At 66.6% G+C, this 16363-nt stretch carries 19 protein-coding genes; 5 read left to right on the forward strand and 14 right to left on the reverse strand.

The features are described 5' to 3' along the window. The first annotated feature begins 64 nt into the window (after positions 1 to 64). Positions 65 to 1249, forward strand: coding sequence for a thiolase family protein (locus N2K99_RS03510; protein WP_227933891.1), 1185 nt, complete (start codon positions 65 to 67; stop codon positions 1247 to 1249). A gap of 8 nt (positions 1250 to 1257) precedes the next feature. On the opposite strand, the gene N2K99_RS03515 is transcribed toward N2K99_RS03510, so the two are convergent. Continuing rightward, complete coding sequence (locus N2K99_RS03515) at positions 1258 to 1386, reverse strand: hypothetical protein (RefSeq protein WP_257793679.1); 129 nt, start codon at positions 1384 to 1386, stop codon at positions 1258 to 1260. Positions 1387 to 1521: 135 nt separating this feature from the next. Between N2K99_RS03515 and N2K99_RS03520 the strand changes: the two genes are divergently transcribed. From N2K99_RS03520 to N2K99_RS03530, 3 genes are all read left to right on the forward strand, one after another. After that, positions 1522 to 2124, forward strand: coding sequence for a hypothetical protein (locus N2K99_RS03520; protein ID WP_227933892.1), 603 nt, complete (start codon positions 1522 to 1524; stop codon positions 2122 to 2124). Positions 2125 to 2165: 41 nt separating this feature from the next. Continuing rightward, positions 2166 to 2603 (forward strand): hypothetical protein, encoded by a 438-nt coding sequence (locus N2K99_RS03525; protein ID WP_227933893.1) that lies wholly within the window; start codon positions 2166 to 2168, stop codon positions 2601 to 2603. Positions 2604 to 2748: 145 nt separating this feature from the next. After that, positions 2749 to 3183 carry a hypothetical protein gene (locus N2K99_RS03530; protein WP_227933894.1) on the forward strand — a complete coding sequence of 145 codons (435 nt, stop codon included), beginning with the start codon at positions 2749 to 2751 and terminating at the stop codon, positions 3181 to 3183. On the opposite strand, the gene N2K99_RS03535 is transcribed toward N2K99_RS03530, so the two are convergent. The 11 genes from N2K99_RS03535 to N2K99_RS03585 form a co-directional block, all read right to left on the reverse strand. Continuing rightward, on the reverse strand, positions 3180 to 3977 hold the full coding sequence (locus N2K99_RS03535; protein WP_227933911.1) for an HAD family hydrolase: 798 nt from the start codon (positions 3975 to 3977) through the stop codon (positions 3180 to 3182). The two genes, N2K99_RS03530 and N2K99_RS03535, sit on opposite strands and share 4 nt — an antisense overlap. Positions 3978 to 3982: 5 nt before the next feature. Next, positions 3983 to 6745 carry a phosphoribosyltransferase domain-containing protein gene (locus tag N2K99_RS03540; RefSeq protein ID WP_227933895.1) on the reverse strand — a complete coding sequence of 921 codons (2763 nt, stop codon included), beginning with the start codon at positions 6743 to 6745 and terminating at the stop codon, positions 3983 to 3985. Continuing rightward, positions 6742 to 7932: an HpcH/HpaI aldolase/citrate lyase family protein gene (locus N2K99_RS03545; protein WP_227933896.1), complete on the reverse strand. Its 1191-nt coding sequence runs from the start codon at positions 7930 to 7932 to the stop codon at positions 6742 to 6744. Before N2K99_RS03545 ends, N2K99_RS03540 begins: the two co-directional genes overlap by 4 nt. A 3-nt stretch (positions 7933 to 7935) precedes the next feature. Then, complete coding sequence (locus N2K99_RS03550) at positions 7936 to 8850, reverse strand: hypothetical protein (RefSeq protein ID WP_227933897.1); 915 nt, start codon at positions 8848 to 8850, stop codon at positions 7936 to 7938. Positions 8851 to 8853: 3 nt separating this feature from the next. After that, positions 8854 to 9405 (reverse strand): TerD family protein, encoded by a 552-nt coding sequence (locus tag N2K99_RS03555; protein ID WP_227933898.1) that lies wholly within the window; start codon positions 9403 to 9405, stop codon positions 8854 to 8856. Then, positions 9405 to 9920 (reverse strand): hypothetical protein, encoded by a 516-nt coding sequence (locus N2K99_RS03560; protein ID WP_227923329.1) that lies wholly within the window; start codon positions 9918 to 9920, stop codon positions 9405 to 9407. The genes N2K99_RS03555 and N2K99_RS03560 overlap by 1 nt, the downstream gene beginning before the upstream one ends. Positions 9921 to 9958: 38 nt before the next feature. Further along, positions 9959 to 11152: a toxic anion resistance protein gene (locus N2K99_RS03565; RefSeq protein ID WP_227923330.1), complete on the reverse strand. Its 1194-nt coding sequence runs from the start codon at positions 11150 to 11152 to the stop codon at positions 9959 to 9961. A gap of 93 nt (positions 11153 to 11245) precedes the next feature. Continuing rightward, the gene (locus tag N2K99_RS03570) at positions 11246 to 11827 is read right to left on the reverse strand and encodes a TerD family protein (RefSeq protein ID WP_227923331.1); all 582 of its coding nucleotides are present in this window, start codon (positions 11825 to 11827) and stop codon (positions 11246 to 11248) included. Positions 11828 to 11855: 28 nt separating this feature from the next. Next, the gene (locus tag N2K99_RS03575) at positions 11856 to 12437 is read right to left on the reverse strand and encodes a TerD family protein (RefSeq protein ID WP_227923333.1); all 582 of its coding nucleotides are present in this window, start codon (positions 12435 to 12437) and stop codon (positions 11856 to 11858) included. A gap of 28 nt (positions 12438 to 12465) precedes the next feature. Then, a complete protein-coding gene (locus N2K99_RS03580) occupies positions 12466 to 13056 on the reverse strand; it encodes a TerD family protein (RefSeq protein WP_227923335.1) in 591 nt (196 codons plus the stop codon). A gap of 12 nt (positions 13057 to 13068) precedes the next feature. Beyond that, complete coding sequence (locus tag N2K99_RS03585; protein ID WP_227923338.1) at positions 13069 to 14181, reverse strand: DUF475 domain-containing protein; 1113 nt, start codon at positions 14179 to 14181, stop codon at positions 13069 to 13071. A gap of 311 nt (positions 14182 to 14492) precedes the next feature. On the opposite strand from N2K99_RS03585, the gene N2K99_RS03590 reads away from it, so the two are divergent. Then, positions 14493 to 14801 carry a hypothetical protein gene (locus N2K99_RS03590; RefSeq protein WP_227923341.1) on the forward strand — a complete coding sequence of 103 codons (309 nt, stop codon included), beginning with the start codon at positions 14493 to 14495 and terminating at the stop codon, positions 14799 to 14801. 70 nt (positions 14802 to 14871) lie between these two features. Here N2K99_RS03590 and N2K99_RS03595 read toward each other — a convergent pair whose 3' ends face one another. Together N2K99_RS03595 and N2K99_RS03600 are read right to left on the reverse strand one after the other, a co-directional pair. Further along, positions 14872 to 15630 (reverse strand): anti-sigma factor domain-containing protein, encoded by a 759-nt coding sequence (locus N2K99_RS03595; protein WP_227933899.1) that lies wholly within the window; start codon positions 15628 to 15630, stop codon positions 14872 to 14874. Next, on the reverse strand, positions 15627 to 16325 hold the full coding sequence (locus tag N2K99_RS03600) for a sigma-70 family RNA polymerase sigma factor (RefSeq protein ID WP_227933900.1): 699 nt from the start codon (positions 16323 to 16325) through the stop codon (positions 15627 to 15629). Before N2K99_RS03600 ends, N2K99_RS03595 begins: the two co-directional genes overlap by 4 nt. Between the last annotated feature and the right edge of the window lie 38 nt (positions 16326 to 16363).

The raw sequence follows: 16363 nt of genomic DNA on the forward strand, positions 1-16363 counted from the left end.
CACCGGGATCGGCGGCGTGTTGTCCAAGTCACATTACTATTTCGGCCGCAGTACTATTTCCAGCATGACTGAGGCTTATCTGGTGTCCGGCGTCCGCACTCCCGTCGGCCGCTACGGCGGTGCCCTCTCGGGCGTCCGCCCCGACGATCTCGCGGCCCTGGTGCTTTCCGAGGCGGTGGCCCGTGCAGGGGTGAACCCGGCCGACGTCGACGAGGTACTGCTGGGTAACACGAACCAGGCCGGCGAGGACAACCGGAACGTGGCACGGATGGCGGCCCTGCTCGCCGGGTTCCCCGACACCGTGCCGGCGATGACGGTGAACCGGCTCTGTGCCTCCGGGCTCAGCGCGATCATCACGGCCTCGCAGATGATTAAGTCTGGTGCCGTGGACATTGTGGTGGCCGGGGGAGTGGAGTCGATGTCGCGGGCGCCGTGGGTGCTGGCGAAACCGGAGAAGGCCTTCGCGAAGCCGGGGGAGCTGGCCGATTCCGCGATCGGCGCCCGGTTCACCAATCCTCGGTTCTACGACCTGCCCGGAACCACCTACTCCATGCCCGAAACCGCCGAGGAGCTGGCCGCCCGGGACGGGATCTCCCGCGAGGATTCCGACGCCTTCGCGCTGCGCTCGCATCAGCGCGCTCTCGCGGCAATTGACGAGGGGCGGTTCGCGGACGAGATCGTGCCGGTGGAGACGAAAAAGGGCGTGGTGAAGACCGACGAGGGGCCACGCCGGGAAACCAGCATCGAGGCGCTGGCGAAGCTGCGGCCCATCGTGCGGTCCGACGGCGTTGTGACCGCCGGGAACTCGAGCTCGCTGAACGACGGCGCGTCCGCCGTCGTCGTCGCCAGCGCCGACGCCGTCCGCCGGCTCGGGTTAAACGCCCGGGCCCGGATTGTCGACGGCGCTTCCGCCGGCGTGGCGCCCGCCGTGATGGGCATCGGGCCGGTCCCTGCGACGCAGAAGGTGCTGGACCGGGCCGGCTGGTCGCTTGGCGACATCGAGGCCGTGGAGCTGAACGAGGCTTTCGCTGCGCAGTCGCTGGCGTGCATACGCGCCCTGAACCTGGACGAGTCCATTGTGAACCGCGACGGCGGGGCCATTGCCCTCGGGCATGCGCTGGGGTCGTCCGGGTCCCGGCTTACCGTGACGATGCTGAACCGGATGGAACGTGAGGGTGCTTCGAAGGGGCTGGTGACTATGTGTGTGGGGCTGGGCCAGGGTGTGTCGATGCTGCTGGAGCGGGTGTAGGCGCTTACCTACAAATCAGCGAGCCTGGCGAGCAGCTCGGCATCGTGCTTGAGGACGAAGGCGAGCCCGGCGTCGATTTCACGCTCGCGCTCGTCTCGATCGTCGTTGTCCTGGGGGTCCTGATGCTGCTCAGTCATGCGAGCACTCTACCGCCTGCCTGGACCGTATATGGCGGTCTGGATTCCTGCCGTCGGCCAAACCGGTTTCTAAGATCCGCATACTTCTACGGGATAGGCTTTGGCAGATAATCGGTCCGTACATATGGGGGAAGAATGCACAAGGGAAGTATTGCCGGGCTGCTGCTTATCGGTTCTCTGGGATTAGCTGGATGCTCATCCGAAGCAGCCAAACAACCCGTTTCCGCAGCTTCCCCGAGCGTATCGGCGTCGGCCAAGACCACCCCGGCCCCGTCCTCCACCGGGACAGCGTCCCCGGCCACGACACCGGCGCCTGCCCCGAAAACGTCCGCTCCCGCCGCCGACGCTGCGCTGCCGGTGACCGCGATAACCGTTGCCCAACGTCTGCAGGCAGTTGTACCGACCATCACATCCGTCATTGAAGTGACGGAAGCCAATGATTCAACCGGGTCTATCGGCCAGCCCGGCAAGTACACGTCTGCTGCGTGGATTGCCGACACCGGTGCTGCCGCGACTGAGAACAGCGTCGTGGGCGGAGCCGTGGTGGAGGTATTTGCGAGCGAAGTAGAAGCCCAGGCCCGCTTGTCCGCCCTGCAGCAGCACATCGCGCTGGGCCCGGCCTTCAACGCTGAGTACCACTATCTGCAGGGAACGGTGCTCCTAAGGGTGTCGGGAGCACTAACTCCCGAACAGGCGGCTCTCTACGAGCAGGCCTTCGCCGGCGCCACTCTCGAATAAACCAGTCTCAAATAAACCAGGCTCAAACAAGGGGCATCGCCATGGGGTTGTTCAGCACGAAACCGATAGTGGAAAAGAAGGAACAGTGGACCTCGGCCCAGCCGCCGCAGGCCGTCCTGGACGCGTTGGCCTCGGCCTTCTCGGCCCACGGAGAGGACGTCCGGCGGGAAAAGTCCTCGCTGGAGGTGCATATTGGGTCAAACGCGTTGTACCGGACGTGGGGCAACATGACCGCTGAAGGCCGTGCGAATTTGCCGGTCGCCTTGACCTTCACTGCGTCCGAATCCGGAACCGGTGCTGCCATCGAAGTGCATGCGTTCGACACCTTCGGTTTCCGGATCGGCAGCGGAAAGTCCTTCGGTGTCCCCGAGACGTTCAACCGGCGGCTGGAGGAATTCCTCAGCTATGCAGCAGGGGTGATCGGCATCGACCGGCCCGTCAGCGGGCCTGTGCCTTCTCCGCCCCGCTTCAACTTCTAGGCGTTTCATATGTCCGGCAGGGGTGGTCGAGGTAGCGTTGCCGATGATATCCGGCATAGCGGTCAGAAAGCCCGAGGCAAGTATTTCCGGACTGCTCGTAATCGGCTGATCTTGGTTCAACCAGTCACAAACAAAGGGGTTTATTGTGGGGCTGTTCAGCGCTGCACCGATTGTGGAGAAGAGGGAACAATGGACCACGGGGCAACCGCCGCATGCGGTTATGGCTGCGCTGACGGGTGCCTTCACATCCCATGGTGAGGACGTCCGCCGGGACGAGTCCCGGCTGGTTGTGCACGTCGGCTCGTACTGGACGTACCGGATGCTGGGCACCTTCTTCGCCGCAGGCCGTGCCAGCGTGCCGCTGACCCTGGCGTTCAGCATCTCCCCGTCCGGCTCCGGGACGGCCATCGACGTCCACGGCTACGATACGTACGGGTTCCGGATGGGCAACGGAACCCTCTTCGACGTCCCGGTGTTGTTTAACTACCGGTTGGAGGAATTCCTCAGCTATGCAGCGGGGGTGGTGGGCATTCGCCGGCCCGTTTCAGGTGCCGTTCCCGTCCCGCCGTTCCACCTTTAGGCCCGCACCAGTCCCAGCATCCGCCGGACAATTTCTTCCCCGGCCAGGATCCCGCGCGCCTCGGTGACCTGCAGATGCGGCTCGAAGTAGCCGGCGTCGTCCAGTTCACCGTGTGCGGGACGGAACGCGATGTCGGCGCACTCCAGCATGGGCCGGTCCAGCAGGGAATCCCCGGCCGCGATGATGCGGTCCGCACCGATCCGGCGGGCAACCTCGGCCACGGCCTGCTGCTTGGTGACAGGTGTGGGCACGCAGTAGAGCTTGCGGCCCTGCAGCGACACGGTCCAGCCGCGTGCATCGCACCAGTCCTCCAGAGCCAGCAGGAACTCGCCGGGGAGGGCATCCCGGTCCACAATCGCGTACGCGAACAGGTCCTCAGCCGAACGAAGCTTCAGAATCCATTCATGGAACTCAGGACGGCCCAGGTAAGCCTCGATCTCGCCCAGCGGCGCGCACCCGGACGTGACGAGGCCACGCACGGAGGCCTCCCAGTCGGCGTCGGGTTCTCCATGGTGCAGGATGACGCCGCCGTTGGTGGTGACGGCGTATTCCGGCGTAGGCCCGGGCAACTGGATGCGGCGGTACTGGGCCACGGTCCGCGTGGTGACGGGGACAAACACGGAGATCTCCGCGGCGGAGACGAGCAGCGCCTCGGCGGCACGGGTCATGAAGGACAGCGGCTTACCCTCATAGACTTCGGCCACCACCATGGCCGGAGCCAGGGCGTCCTCGGTGTTCAGGAACAGGGCATTCGCGGAGTAGATCAGGGTGCGGTCCAGGTCGGACGCGAGCATCGTCTTCACGCGTCGGCCCCCGGAACGGCTGCAGCGGCACCGGCGGCAGCAACCGCCCGGCCGTCCGCGCCCACGGCGCCGGCGGTGAACCGGGGGTGGATCAGGCCCACGCAGCTGAACGGCAGGTCCGGCACCTCCTCCACGGGTACGCCGCGCTGTTCGGCCAGCAGCAGCACGTGCGCCACGTCCTCCAGCGCCCCGGGATGGACCAGCACCTTCCACGGCACCCGGCGCAGCAGCACGCGGGTGGTCTCGCCGACGCCGGGCTTCACCAGGTTCACGTTGTAGATGCCGTATGCCTCGCTCAGGCCCTCCACTGCCTGCCAGCCCACCCAGGTGGGGGTCCGGTCCGCAGTTGCGAGCGACACCGCAGCAGCCTCCGCTTCGTGGCGTACGTCGTCGAAGTGCCGTTCGATCGCCGCCAGGAAATCCCGGGACACATCGGCGCCGGCGAGATGGGCGTAGAACTTCGCGCCGTGGAAATCCTCCGGCGCAATCAGGTCCTTGTTGAAGACCGTGCGGGACACCAGCCCGGAGACGGTCGAGTTCAGGCAGGCCGACGGAATCAGGTAATCCTCCCGTGTGCCGAACAGCTCCACGGAATGGCCGGGGTCGGCCAGCACCGCAAGCTCGGAGGAGAACCGTACGCCGTCGGTTGCTTCGAACTTATCCAGCGCCGCGGTCAGCTCCCGCGTGATGGCGCCCTTGCCGGTCCAGCCGTCCACGAACAGGATCCGCTCGGGGGAGTAGGTCCGCGCCAGGTAACGCAGCGCCGTTTCATCCATTCCCACGCCGCGCACAATGCTCATGGTGTAGTGCGGCAGGTCCAGCCCGTGCATCCGCTGCGCCCAACGGCGCATGAGGATTCCGATGGGCGTCCCGGCCCGGGCGAGCGAGACCAGCACCGGCTCGGGGTTCCGGGCGGCCAGCGCCAGTTCGGTCACGGTGCCGACAGCGGACGCGACCCGGGGCGCGGAACGGCGCAGGGCCTCCTCATACAGGTCCTGGTACTGCGCCGAGGGCAGGTACTCCATCGGCAGCGACTCGGCGTAGTTCGCCCCGCCGGACTGGATGGCGGCCTCCCGCTCGGCGGTGGGGGCCTCCAGCTTGGCGTCGCGCAGGTCCTTCAGCAGCCAGGTCACGTCTTCGGGCGCGTAGGACCCGAACTCCGGGCCCGTCAGCGGCACGGCCGCAGCAACGGAACCGGTCCAGTCCTCGGGTGCGGGGACATCGGCCGGCAACAGTACGACGACGACGGCGCCGGTCACCGTGCGCAGCGCCTCGGTCACGCTGCCCGGGCCGGTGATGGATGCAGGGTCGGTGCCGGGTTCGGGCAGGAGCACAATGCTGTCGAAGCCGGTGTTCGAGGCGTTGCCGTCGACGGCTCGGCGGGGTCCGACGTTGTAAGCGTGCCGCGGGCCGGGACCGTCCTCGGTGACATCGTGGCTGGCGAAGTCCACGGCATTGGCAATGGCGTAGTCCGGCCGGTCAATCGGCACGATGGGGGAGCGGGTGGTGGTGGAGAACCGGACCGAGGCGGCCGGCAGGGCCTCGGCCACGGCGTTGGCGATGGTCAGCGGCACGTGGATGAATTCCTCGCAGCCCAGGACCAGCACCGATTCCGCCGAAGCGGGCAGCGCGGCGGAGATGCGGGAGGCAACGAATGCCAGGCTCTCAGCCGAGACTGCTCCGGGCAGGGCATCCGGCAGGGTGCCGAGGTATTCGGAGGAGATGCCGGCACGGTTGCCGAAGCGGTCACTGCGCAGGCTGCGTGCGGCACTGGAGTAATCCAGCACGGTCACGGTGCCGGGTTCGGAAACGGCAGCGGACAACGCGGCCGGCTCAGCGCCGGCCGGCTCAGTGCCGGCCGGCTCGTGGGTGGACAGCCCGCCGATCAGTTCCTCGGCCCGGGCCAGGATGTCCTCGCCAAGTTCGATGCTGCCGGTCCCCAGCGCGACCACGCGGATGGTGCAGCCCAGCGCGTCCGCCAGCTCGTCGAAGCGGGCACGGTCCGCGTCGGAACGCAGGTCGATCAGCGAGGCCACCACGTAGAGCGGATGCGGTGCGGCGGCATGCAGTTCGGTGATGGTGTTGATGACTGTTGCGCCGGTGCTGAGCTCGTCGTCGACCAGCACCACGGGGGCGGGGCTGTTCAGCAGGGCGGGATCCACGGGCAGCAGCCGGTGCGAGGTGGCGTGTGAATGGGCTTCCTCGAAGGCGCCGTACGCCACCGCACCCTCCGGTGCGTGCCGGGTGGAATGGATGTAGTAGGAGCCCAGCATGTCGGCGACGAGCCGGCCCAGACCGGTGGCGGTCTCCGCGTAGCCGATGGTCACCACTTCGGGATGGGAGACGGGCAGGTCCCAGAGCCGTTCGCGGGCATACTGCAGCCGGGTGCGCGGTGGGCGGGGCGCGGCGTGCCGGCCGCCGTCGTCGTTCGCCCGCCTGGACCCGGCCGTACCGTCGCCGTCCTCGAGCACCGCCGAAAGGTCGGCTGCGACGCCGCGCAGCACGGCGTCGTCCACCTTGCTGCCGAGTGCCGCTCCGGCCAGTGCGCCGAGCAGCTCTCCGGCCGCCAGGACGAGCGCCGGTTCGGTGGGTACATGTTTGGCCAGCACGCGGGACACGAGCAGGTGCGCGCGGCGGGGGTTGCGGCGCAATGCCAGTCCCACCAGGTCCTCTACCGGCAACAGTGCTGCAGGATCAGAGGTGATCCGCACTCCCAGGGCCTCGTTCACAAATCCGCCGGTCCAGGGGTGGTGCTTCAATTCATGCTCGCTTCCAGAAGGTCTACATAGGTGATGTCGGGGGCTGCGACGCCGAAGGCAGCGGCCCGGACGAGGGTGGAAGCTGCCCACGCCTGATGCGGTTTCATTTCGTTCATCTTGTTGCGGTAGGGCGACGCCGCGGCGCCGCCCCCGGCCTCGCCGGAGATGTGGAGGGCATCCAGGTACGCCTCGTGGCTGATCACGGACATGGCATGGACCAGGGGAACGTGCGAGGGGTGGATGACGGTCTTGCCGAGCAGTCCGTTGGCCTGGTCCAGTTCGATTTCGCGGATCAGTCCGTCCAGGTTTGCCGTCAGCAGCCGCTGGCGCAGGCCCAGCTCGTCGGCGTCCGCGAAGGGGGAGGACCGAAGCATCGGACGCAGCAGCCGCTCGCCGGAGCTGTAGTGTTCCCAGACCGGGCCGCTGATGACAAAGCCCCCCGGCCTGCCGAGCATGTTGACGATGTCCCCGATCACCGCGGAGACCACCTTGACGTCGTAAATGGTGAGGTCCCGGGAACGGCGCAGCCCGTAGGCGCTGGACATGTCCGTGGCGCCGATCCGTACGGACAGGATGTCCGGCCGGTTCGCTTCCAGCACCTCGAAGATGCCGCCGAGGGTATGCGTGCGGGTCTCGGCGTGGATCATCAGCGGTGACTCGAGGATCGGCATGATCCGCAGCGGCCGGGCACCGGGATCGGCGGCCCACCGGGCGTCGTTCACGGTGTGTAGGGCGTCGAGGAAGCGCTGGGCAGTGCCGGAGGTGTTCTCGAACTTCGGAATCACGAACCCGGTGAGGACGTCCAGCGTTTGTCCGCCGCGCTCGGCAAGGCTCAGCAGCTGTTCGGGCGTGCGGACCCGGATGAAGAGCATCAGGTCTTCGGGGTCGCCGGCTTTCCGGATGCCGGCAGCGTGCAGTTCGGCGAGGGCTTCCACCACGTTGGTCTCTGCGGCCGGCACCTCGGCGTCGGCAATGGAATCCTCCAGGCAGATGACCATGCTGACGGCCCCGCGGGCAGCCTGTTTGCGGATGTCCTTGACCAGGTCCGGCCGGGTTGCGGGGCAGTAAAGCGTGGCTCCGAGCGCGGTCGCCAGCAGGCGGGCGTCGGAATCGAGGGTCAGTTCCTGCGGTGCGAGGTGGAACAGGCGGGCAGTTTCCCGCTCGCTGAGGTAGGAGAAATGGCGCACCGGTTACCGCCCCTGGTAGGGGAGGCGGGTGGTCATGGTGAAGCCGAAGGCCTCCCAGATGGCTTTGAACTCCATGCCGTACGGCAGTTCCTCGGCCCGGAGTTCAAGCACGTCGTCAATGCGGATCACGGAGAGCGCGTAATAGCTGCGGTGGCCGGCTTGCGCCGGGATGGTCACCGATTTGCCGTTGTAGACCCCCACGCTCATGGGCTGTTTCGGCTTCGGGAAGAACAGTGCCCGGCGCAGCATTCGAACATGGCGCAGCGGGACCAGCGCGAGGTCATCTTCATAGCCGACCAGCGGCCGGTTGCCCGGAGCCTGGACCTGGACGCCGTCCAGGTCTTCGGGCCGGAACTCGCCGGCGGAAATGGAACCGGTGCTGTATCCCGGGCCTTCCCACACCGCACGCACGGTGCCGGCAACCACGAGGCTGCCCACGGCGGATTCCATGGGGGTCAGGCGTACTACCGGGTTCTGCCGGTCCAGGCTGCGCAGCTCGCCCATGCCCGGTGCAGGGAAGAGCCTGTTGTGCAGGGGTTCCACCCGTACCGGTTCGGAAGTGCGGGAGGACGACGTCGGCCGTGGCGCTGCGGGGGCAGCGGCACGGCTGCTGGCCGCCTCCGCCTTGGGGGACAGGCCCAGCGAAAGCGAGGGGGAGACCGACGGTGCGGGCTGCTGCCGCGGCGGCGGAGACAGCGAAAGGGACCCCGGAGCCGGAGCCGGACTAGCCGGGGTGGCCGGCCGGGCGGCGGGCGCGGAAGTTCGCGGCGCGGAAGTGCTCGGCGCTGCGGCCGGTGCCGGCGTCGTTCGGGGTGCGGGGGCAGCCTGGGGCGGCACCGGAGCCGCAGCGCGCGGCTTGACCCGGCGGCTCAGGAAGGGAAGGTCGGTGCGGACGGCCGACGAGCGGTTGACGGCCATCGCCTAGAGATCGAATCCGAAGTCGGCAGCCAGTCCGCGCAGGCCGGTGGTGTACCCCTGGCCCAGGGCGCGGAACTTCCAGTCGGCGCGGTGCCGGTACAGCTCGCCGAACATCATGGCGGTGATGCTGTCCCGGTTCGCCGAGGGCAGGTCGAACCGGACCAGTTCCCCGCCGTTGGGCCGTGCCACCCGGATGTAGGCGCTGCGCACGGCGGCGAAGGTGCCGGGTCCGCGCATCTCCGGGTCGGCGTAGACAGCGAAGACAATCTTGGAGACCGCATCCGGCACCCGGGACAGGTCGACGTCGATCTGCTCGGTGTCGTCGTCGCCCTCGAACACGACGGAACCCTCCGGGCTGGCGATCTGGTTGAAGAAGACCAGGTGCTCGTCGGAGAGGACCCGGCCGTCGGAGCCGCACAGCAGGGTCAGCGGAACGAGTTCGGCTGCGGGCCCGCGGCTGGGGATCACGTCCCAGCCCAGTCCCACCAGGACGGAGCTGAGGCCGGGGTTTTCGGCGGTGAGGGCGGCGTTGGCGCCGGCTACCAGGGTTCCCATCAGCGGTCCCCGAAGGTCAGGGAGGAGGGGGAGAACTTGTCATCGAGGAACCGTCCGTGGGTGGACAGCTCGGCAATGGCGCCGGTGCGGACCTGGTTCTCCAGGTCCCGGGCAATGCCTTCCAGGATGGTGAGTTGGTCAACGAGCAATGTGGTGGCCTCTGAACTCTCGGTCCGCTCCCGGTCGCTGAGGGCCACGTAGGCACGCAGGGGAGTAGGGAGGTAATTGGTAATGATGGCGTTGAGCAGCACGCGCTGCTCGGTGGAGGCGCCGTGGCTGCCCACGTATTCCACCAAAGGCGCCAGGATGTCGTCGATCTGCCGGACCATGGAGGACACCAGGGTCGGCAGGGCGGCGCCGGCCCTGCGCACGGCCCTGCGCAGGTTTTCCAGGGACTTCACGGTCTCCTGGTGTTCGGCGTCAGGGCCCGACGGCGTGGCCGCGGACAGCGCCGGTGGCGGTTCCGGCTCCGGCGAGTTGCCGAAGAGGGAACCGAAGAACCTGCCTACTGCCATGGCCGGCTCCTACCCACCGGTGCTGTCCTGCCCGGCATTTAGCGGGACTCGCTCTGGCGGGAGCGCTCGAGGTACGGCTTGGCCTGCGTGATGGTGGATTCCAGGGACTTCACGGTCCCTTCCATGTTGCGGGCTGCTTCCGAACGGAACGTGTCGATCGCGTCCATGGTCTGGTACACGTTGTCGAACGCCTTCTGCAGGGTTTCCACGCTCACGCCGGAGCTGGAGGCCTGCTGGTGGATCCGGGCGGTCTGGTCCTTGAGCATTTCGCTGGTGCTCAGGATCATGTTGTTCGTGGTGGTGTTCACCGCGTCGATCTGGTCCAGCACCATCTTCTGGTTGGCCAGGGCCTGGGCCACGATCACTGCGGTGCGCAGCGCGGAAATGGTGGTGGTGCGTGCCCGCTCCACGCCCTTGATCAGTTCCACGTTGTTCTTGCGGATCAGGTCCATGGCGAGGTATCCCTGCACGGACACGGCCAGCTGGGTGAGGATGTCCTGGCGGCGCTGGCGGATGGGGAAGAGCACATCCGCTTCCAGGGCGTTGGCCTGCTCAATCTGCCCGGAGTTCTTGAGCTTGTCCACCTTTTCGACGCAGGCCGCATCCAGGGACTCGGCGAGCACGGAGTATTCGCTCAGGGTCTGCATGGTCTTCCACAGCTCCACCTTTTCCCCGGCGAGGGAGGCGTTGTCCTTGAGCAGTTCATCCTGGCCGGCCATCAGGGCCTTGATGATCTTGTCCAGCTGGACCTGCGCGGACTCGTACTTCTGGAAGTACTTGGCCAGCTTGTTGCCGCCGGGGATGATGCCGAGGATCTTGCGTCCGGTGCCCAGGTTCGCCTGGTTCGGGGTGAGGTCCTCGACGGTGCTGCGCAGGTCGCCCAGGGTGACGGCGACCTTCTTCTGTGCGTCATTGCCGGACTTCTTCGCCCCGGCCACGGAGGTGGAGGAACGGTCCAGCAGACGGGTGGAGTATCCGGCGGACTGCACCATTTCCGCACCGGCCAGCTTGTTGATGGAATCCACCTGGGCGGTGAACTCCGGGCTGCGGGCGTCCAGCTTGGAGACTTCCTCCATGAAGGACTTGGCCTGGGCGGCGATTTCGACGCGGCGTTCCTCCGGCACCGGAACCATGCCCGGAGCGCTCTCGGGAGCGACCGGAGCGGGCGGTTCCGGAGCTTTCAGCACCAGGGCGGCTTCGGTGGCGTCCGGGGGAGTCAACGGTGTGGTCATGGTCCAGCCTTTTCTTGTGAGCTGCGTATACGGATGCGGGGAGTGTCCCGGCCTGCGGAACACTCCCCGCAGGGTGTAACTGAAAAAGCGAGTCTAGCTGAGCTGCACGCCGAAATCGGTGGCGATGCCGGCCAGGCCGGTGGCGTAGCCCTGGCCGACGGCCTTGAACTTCCACTCGCCGTTGTTGCGGTACACCTCGGCGAAGATCATGGAGGTCTCCGGCGCGGCGTCCTCGCTCAGATCGAAGCGGACAATTTCGCTGTCGTTGTCCTGGTTGATGACGCGGCAGTACGCTCCGCGGACCTGGCCGAAGTTCTGGTTACGAGCCTCCGCCTGGTCGATGGAAACGACAATGACCACGCGGTCGACGTCGGCGGCCATCTGCGTCAGGTCGATCAGGATCTGCTCGTCATCACCTTCGCCGGCGCCGGAACGGTTGTCGCCCAGGTGGGTGACGGAGCCGTCCTTGGCAGCGGGCTGGTTGTAGAAGATGAAGTCGTCGGAGGAGCGCACCTTGCCGTTGGCTGCGATCATCAGCGCCGAGGCATCCAGGTCGAAGGGTTCACCCGTGGTGGTGCGCGGGTCCCAGCCCAGGCCGACTACGGCTTTCTGGAGTCCGGGATCGGTTTTGGTGAGGGAAAGGTTGTTGCCCTTGGTGAGGGTCAGTCCTGCCATGCTGTTCAGCTCCTTGTAGACGTGGGGATTAGTCGAGGGCGATGCCGAAGTCGGTGGCAACCCCGTACAGCCCGGACGCGTAGCCCTGGCCGATGGCGCGGAACTTCCACTCTCCGCGGTTGCGGTAAATCTCGGCGAAAATCATGCAGGTTTCCGCTGCGGCGTCCTCACTGAGGTCGTAGCGGACCACCTCTGCGTCGGTGTCCTGGTTGACCACCCGGCAGTACGCATCGCGCACCTGCCCGAAGTTCTGGTGCCGCGCTTCGGCCTGGTCGATGGAGACCACAATGACCACGCGGTCGACGTCGTCGGTCAGGATGCTGAGGTCAATCAGGATCTGCTCGTCGTCGCCGTCGCCCTGGCCGGTGCGGTTATCGCCCAGGTGGACCACCGAGCCGTCCTTGGCGGACAGCTGGTTGTAGAAAATGAAGTCGTCCTGGGAGCGCACCTTGCCGTCGGCTCCGAGCAGCAGTGCGGAGGCGTCCAGATCGAACGGATCTCCGCTGGTGGTGCGCGGATCCCAGCCCAGGCCGATCAGGGCCCGTTCCAGGCCCGGGTCAGCCTTGGTGAGGGAAAGGTTGCTTCCTTTGGAAAGTGTCAGGCCGGACAAGGTGCTCTCCTTACGGACGGGCGGGTGGTTAGAGCGAGCGGGCTGCGGTGGGAATCAGGTCCATTACGGTACGGCCCTGGGCGCGTTCGCCGATGGCCTTGAAGCTCCAGCCGGAACCTTCGCGGCCCACCTTGGCCATAACCATGGCCGTGTGGGTGCCGGCGTCGGTCAGCTGGTAGCGGGCGATTTCCGGGCTGCCGGGCGTGGAGTCGTCGATCAGGCGGCAGAAGGCGTTCTGCACCTGGTCGAAGGTCTGCCGGCTGTAGCTGGAGATCACGAACACGATGTTCTGCACAGCGGGGGAGACGGCTGCCAGGTTCACCAGGATGACCTCGTCGTCGCCCTCGCCGGCGCCGGTGAGGTTGTCGCCGGTGTGCTTGGTGGAGCCGTCCTTGCTGGCGAGCTGGCCGTACCAGACCTGGTCAACAGCGTTGCCGTTGGCGTCGAAGAAAATGGCCGAGGCATCGAGGTCCACTTCCGCGGTCTTCTTGCCGCCGAACAGGCCGCGCTTGACCGGGGCAGCGGAATCCCAGCCCAGTCCCAGTCGGGTCTTGCTCAGCGCTCCGCCGTCCTTCTTCGTCAGTGACAGCGACTGACCTTTTTCCAGGCTCAGGCCCATGATTCTCCCTCGTTAGTTTGTGTAGACAGGATCTTTTGATGCACCGGCGGACTTCGCTGCGCGCTTGTTGCGCACAATCGAGGAGGTCAGCGACGCGAGGATGAAGACCACGCCGATCAGGCCGGTGATGACCTCGTTGATTTCGATCTCGATGGTGAGCAGGAGGATGGTCGCCAAGGCGCCGATGGCCCAGTGGGCACCGTGGTCCAGGTAAACGAACTCGTCCAGGGTGCCCTGCTTCACGAGGAACACGGTCAGGGACCGGACGAAGATCGCACCGATGAGGCCAAGGCCCAGGGCAATGATGATCGGGTCCGAGGTGATGGCGAAGGCGCCGATGACGCCGTCGAAGGAGAAGGACGCGTCAATGACTTCCAGGTAGAGGAAGAGCATGAAGGCGGCCTTGCCGGTGGCCTTCACCAGGGCGCCGTTGCCGGACTTCGGGGCACGTGCCTCGACGTCGTCGGCATCGAAGTCCCCGTCGCCGTCGACGTCGAACATGTCACCCAGGCCGGTAACCAGCAGGTAGGTGATCAGGCCGGCGGCGCCGGCAACGAAGACGTCAGTGGTGTGGGAGGGGTCCGAGAGGGCACCGGCGGCCAGCAGGGCACCGAGGCCGACGATCAGGGAGGCGCCGTTGATCTTGCCGACCTTGGCGAACGGGGTTTCCAGCCAGCGCAGCCAGCGGATGTCGCGGTCTTCGAACATGAAGTCCAGGAAGATCATCAGCAGGAACAGGCCGCCGAAGGAGGCGATCTGCGGGTGGGCTTCATGCAGGAGGTAGCCGTAGCTGCCGGGCTCGTCCGGATCGCCCTTTTCGAGGGCCAGCTGCAGGGCTTCGATCGGGTTGATGCTGGCGGTGACGCCCACAATCACCAGCGGGAAGACGATGCGCATACCAACGACGGCGATGAGGATGCCCACGGTGAGGAACATCTTCTGCCAGAAGGGGCTCATTTTTTCGAGGATGCGCGCGTTGACCACGGCATTATCGAAGCTAAGGCTGATTTCGAGAACGCCCAGGATGGCGCAGAGGATGAGTGCCTCTACCCCGCCGTAGAAGAACGCCGTTACCAGCGCGGCGGCCGTTATTACAAACGACCAACCGAAAGTTTTGAAAAACACTCTGCTTGCAGCTCCTTCAGTTCCTGCGCGCAGCCGGTGGGGGCGGAAAGGGCAAAAACTAGGTAGAGGATGGCTTCATCCGAATCGAATTAGGCTTCAGTATGTCGCACCCCGGACACCGCGGGCAACTACCGGCGGTGACGTTCGCGGAGAGGGTAGAGCCAGGGGAGTGCAGGGCGCCAGAGCGGCGGCCGACTGCGGCAGTGGGTTGAGTCCCTTGACGAGGCGGCGGCGATTGGGCGGCGGCCCTCGTGGTCTGAAAGAATAATGGAAAGCCTGCTTACTCAGGCACCCGTTTGAAGGAGGACTGCATGCAGGACGAAAAGTTTGGGAACGGAAATCCGGAACCGGTTATGAACATTCCGGCAGCAGACGTCGTCAACGGCGGAGCATCCGCCGCTCCGCCCGCGCAGGTGGACCCCGCCGAGGTTGCCATCCTTGCCGAGGCCGAAGATCCGGGTACCGACCCGCTCCGGCTGCAGGAACTGGCCACCGACTATCCGCTGGCCCGCCCCGCGGTGGCCGCCAACCCCGCTGCCGGCCCGGAGCTGCTTTCCTGGCTCGGCGCACTTGGCGACGCCGGCGTGAACGAAGCACTGGCGCGCCGCGGCGGCCGCTAGCCTCCACTCCACCGGGAACGTCCCGCTGCACGAAGTCGATGCGGCGGGACGTTCCGTTTAAAGGGCAAGCCTAGATCTCGGCGACGGCCACCAGCGGCAACGTAGGCGTGGAGGACCCGCCCGCAGGCTCAACCGTCAGGGCCACGGCTCCGGCCTTGGCGACGTCGCCGCTGAGCCAGACGCTGACGTCCCCTCCGGAAAAGTGCGTATCCGGAATGGGAGTCTCGCCCTCGAGCAGCCAGAGCTGGTACTCCCGTCCCTCGCCGGGATCGGGCAGGGTGTCCGCGACGAACAAGGCGGCATCCTCCTCCCGCGAAACAACCAGGGTGGCCGCTTGGCCGTTGACGTCGACGCGCTGCGTGGCGACATCCGGTGCGGCCAGCAGCCGGGTTTCCCGGTCCTGTTCCTGAGCTGCCTGCTGTTCCTGCTCGCGCTGCTCCGACTGGACCCCCAGGTTCCAGCCGGCCAGGCCGATTCCGGGGAGCAGGACGGCAGCCGCTGCGGCGGCCAGGAGCCGACGCCCGCGCCGTCGTCGTCGTTCGTCCAGGGAGACGATGACGGCGGCCGGCCCCGTCCGGGGGCCAGGCAGCGGCTGGGTGCCGTGGATGGAAGACAGCACGGAGCTGCGCAGGGCAGGCGGGGGAGTCTGGGCCGTCTCCGCAGCAAGGCCGGCGGTGACTTCGGCATATTCGGCGACCTCCGCCTGGCAGCGGGGGCAGTCCGCCAGATGCTGTTCGAATTCTTCGCGCTCGGCCGGCTCCAGGGCGTCCACGGCATACAGCGGGGCGAGCTCATGGAGGTGCCCGGCGTTCTGGCTGTGCTGGTTCATGACTGTCCCCCCAATGCCGAGCGAAGCTTCTTCAACCCGTCACGGATCCGTGCTTTGGCTGTGCCCAACGGGATATCCAGGCGCAGGGCAACCTCCTGATAGGTGAATCCCTGGTAGTAGGCCAAGGCAACGGCTTCGCGTTGGAGCGGGGTGAGGGTGCTCAACCCGTTCTGCACCTCGTGGGTTTTCATCCCCTGCTCCACTTCCTGCCATGTCTGGTCCACTGGCGTTCCCGTCCGTTGGTCCTCATAGGTCTGTTCCCGCTCCCGTTCACGGGCCACCTGGCGCACCCGGTCCACTGCCCTGCGGTGGGCAAGGGTGCATAACCATGCCAGCACTGTCCCGCGCGTCGGGTCGAAACGTGCGGACTGCTGCCAGGCCATCAGATAGACCTCCTGGACAACTTCGGCCGCGATTTCCGGAGACCTGGTCACCCGTACCGCCAGCCCGTACACCTTGGCAGAGGTGGCGTCATACAGGGCCGCGAAACTGGTTTCGTCACCTTCGCCGCAGCGGCGCACCAGATCGGCGAGCCCGACCCCTCGGTCCTCCTGCCGGTCTTCCGGTGCAGGCCGAGCAGTGAAATCCGTCGGGCCGGTTCCCGAGTCAGTCATGGGCTCCCACAGGTCATCCCTTCGACGACGGCCCCCGGCCGCGGCAACGGACGGGGAGATGTTCGCTGAGAACACTGTCATACTTTCGCACCGCGCAGATACCGAGTCTCCATACCCAG

Origin of the sequence: Arthrobacter sp. zg-Y1110 (assembly GCF_025244865.1) — a bacterium.
Classification (GTDB): Bacteria; Actinomycetota; Actinomycetes; order Actinomycetales; family Micrococcaceae; genus Arthrobacter_B.

Bases quoted from the DNA above. Each gene is read 5' to 3' on its own strand.
- N2K99_RS03510 (WP_227933891.1), top strand. From the start codon at position 65: ATGACTGAGGCTTATCTGGTGTCCGGCGTCCGCACTCCCGTCGGCCGC.
- N2K99_RS03515 (WP_257793679.1), bottom strand. From the start codon at position 1,386: ATGACTGAGCAGCATCAGGACCCCCAGGACAACGACGATCGAGACGAG.
- N2K99_RS03520 (WP_227933892.1), top strand. From the start codon at position 1,522: ATGCACAAGGGAAGTATTGCCGGGCTGCTGCTTATCGGTTCTCTGGGA.
- N2K99_RS03525 (WP_227933893.1), top strand. From the start codon at position 2,166: ATGGGGTTGTTCAGCACGAAACCGATAGTGGAAAAGAAGGAACAGTGG.
- N2K99_RS03535 (WP_227933911.1), bottom strand. From the start codon at position 3,977: ATGCTCGCGTCCGACCTGGACCGCACCCTGATCTACTCCGCGAATGCC.
- N2K99_RS03550 (WP_227933897.1), bottom strand. From the start codon at position 8,850: ATGGCCGTCAACCGCTCGTCGGCCGTCCGCACCGACCTTCCCTTCCTG.
- N2K99_RS03555 (WP_227933898.1), bottom strand. From the start codon at position 9,405: ATGGGAACCCTGGTAGCCGGCGCCAACGCCGCCCTCACCGCCGAAAAC.
- N2K99_RS03560 (WP_227923329.1), bottom strand. From the start codon at position 9,920: ATGGCAGTAGGCAGGTTCTTCGGTTCCCTCTTCGGCAACTCGCCGGAG.
- N2K99_RS03565 (WP_227923330.1), bottom strand. From the start codon at position 11,152: ATGACCACACCGTTGACTCCCCCGGACGCCACCGAAGCCGCCCTGGTG.
- N2K99_RS03570 (WP_227923331.1), bottom strand. From the start codon at position 11,827: ATGGCAGGACTGACCCTCACCAAGGGCAACAACCTTTCCCTCACCAAA.
- N2K99_RS03580 (WP_227923335.1), bottom strand. From the start codon at position 13,056: ATGGGCCTGAGCCTGGAAAAAGGTCAGTCGCTGTCACTGACGAAGAAG.
- N2K99_RS03590 (WP_227923341.1), top strand. From the start codon at position 14,493: ATGCAGGACGAAAAGTTTGGGAACGGAAATCCGGAACCGGTTATGAAC.
- N2K99_RS03595 (WP_227933899.1), bottom strand. From the start codon at position 15,630: ATGAACCAGCACAGCCAGAACGCCGGGCACCTCCATGAGCTCGCCCCG.
- N2K99_RS03600 (WP_227933900.1), bottom strand. From the start codon at position 16,325: ATGACAGTGTTCTCAGCGAACATCTCCCCGTCCGTTGCCGCGGCCGGG.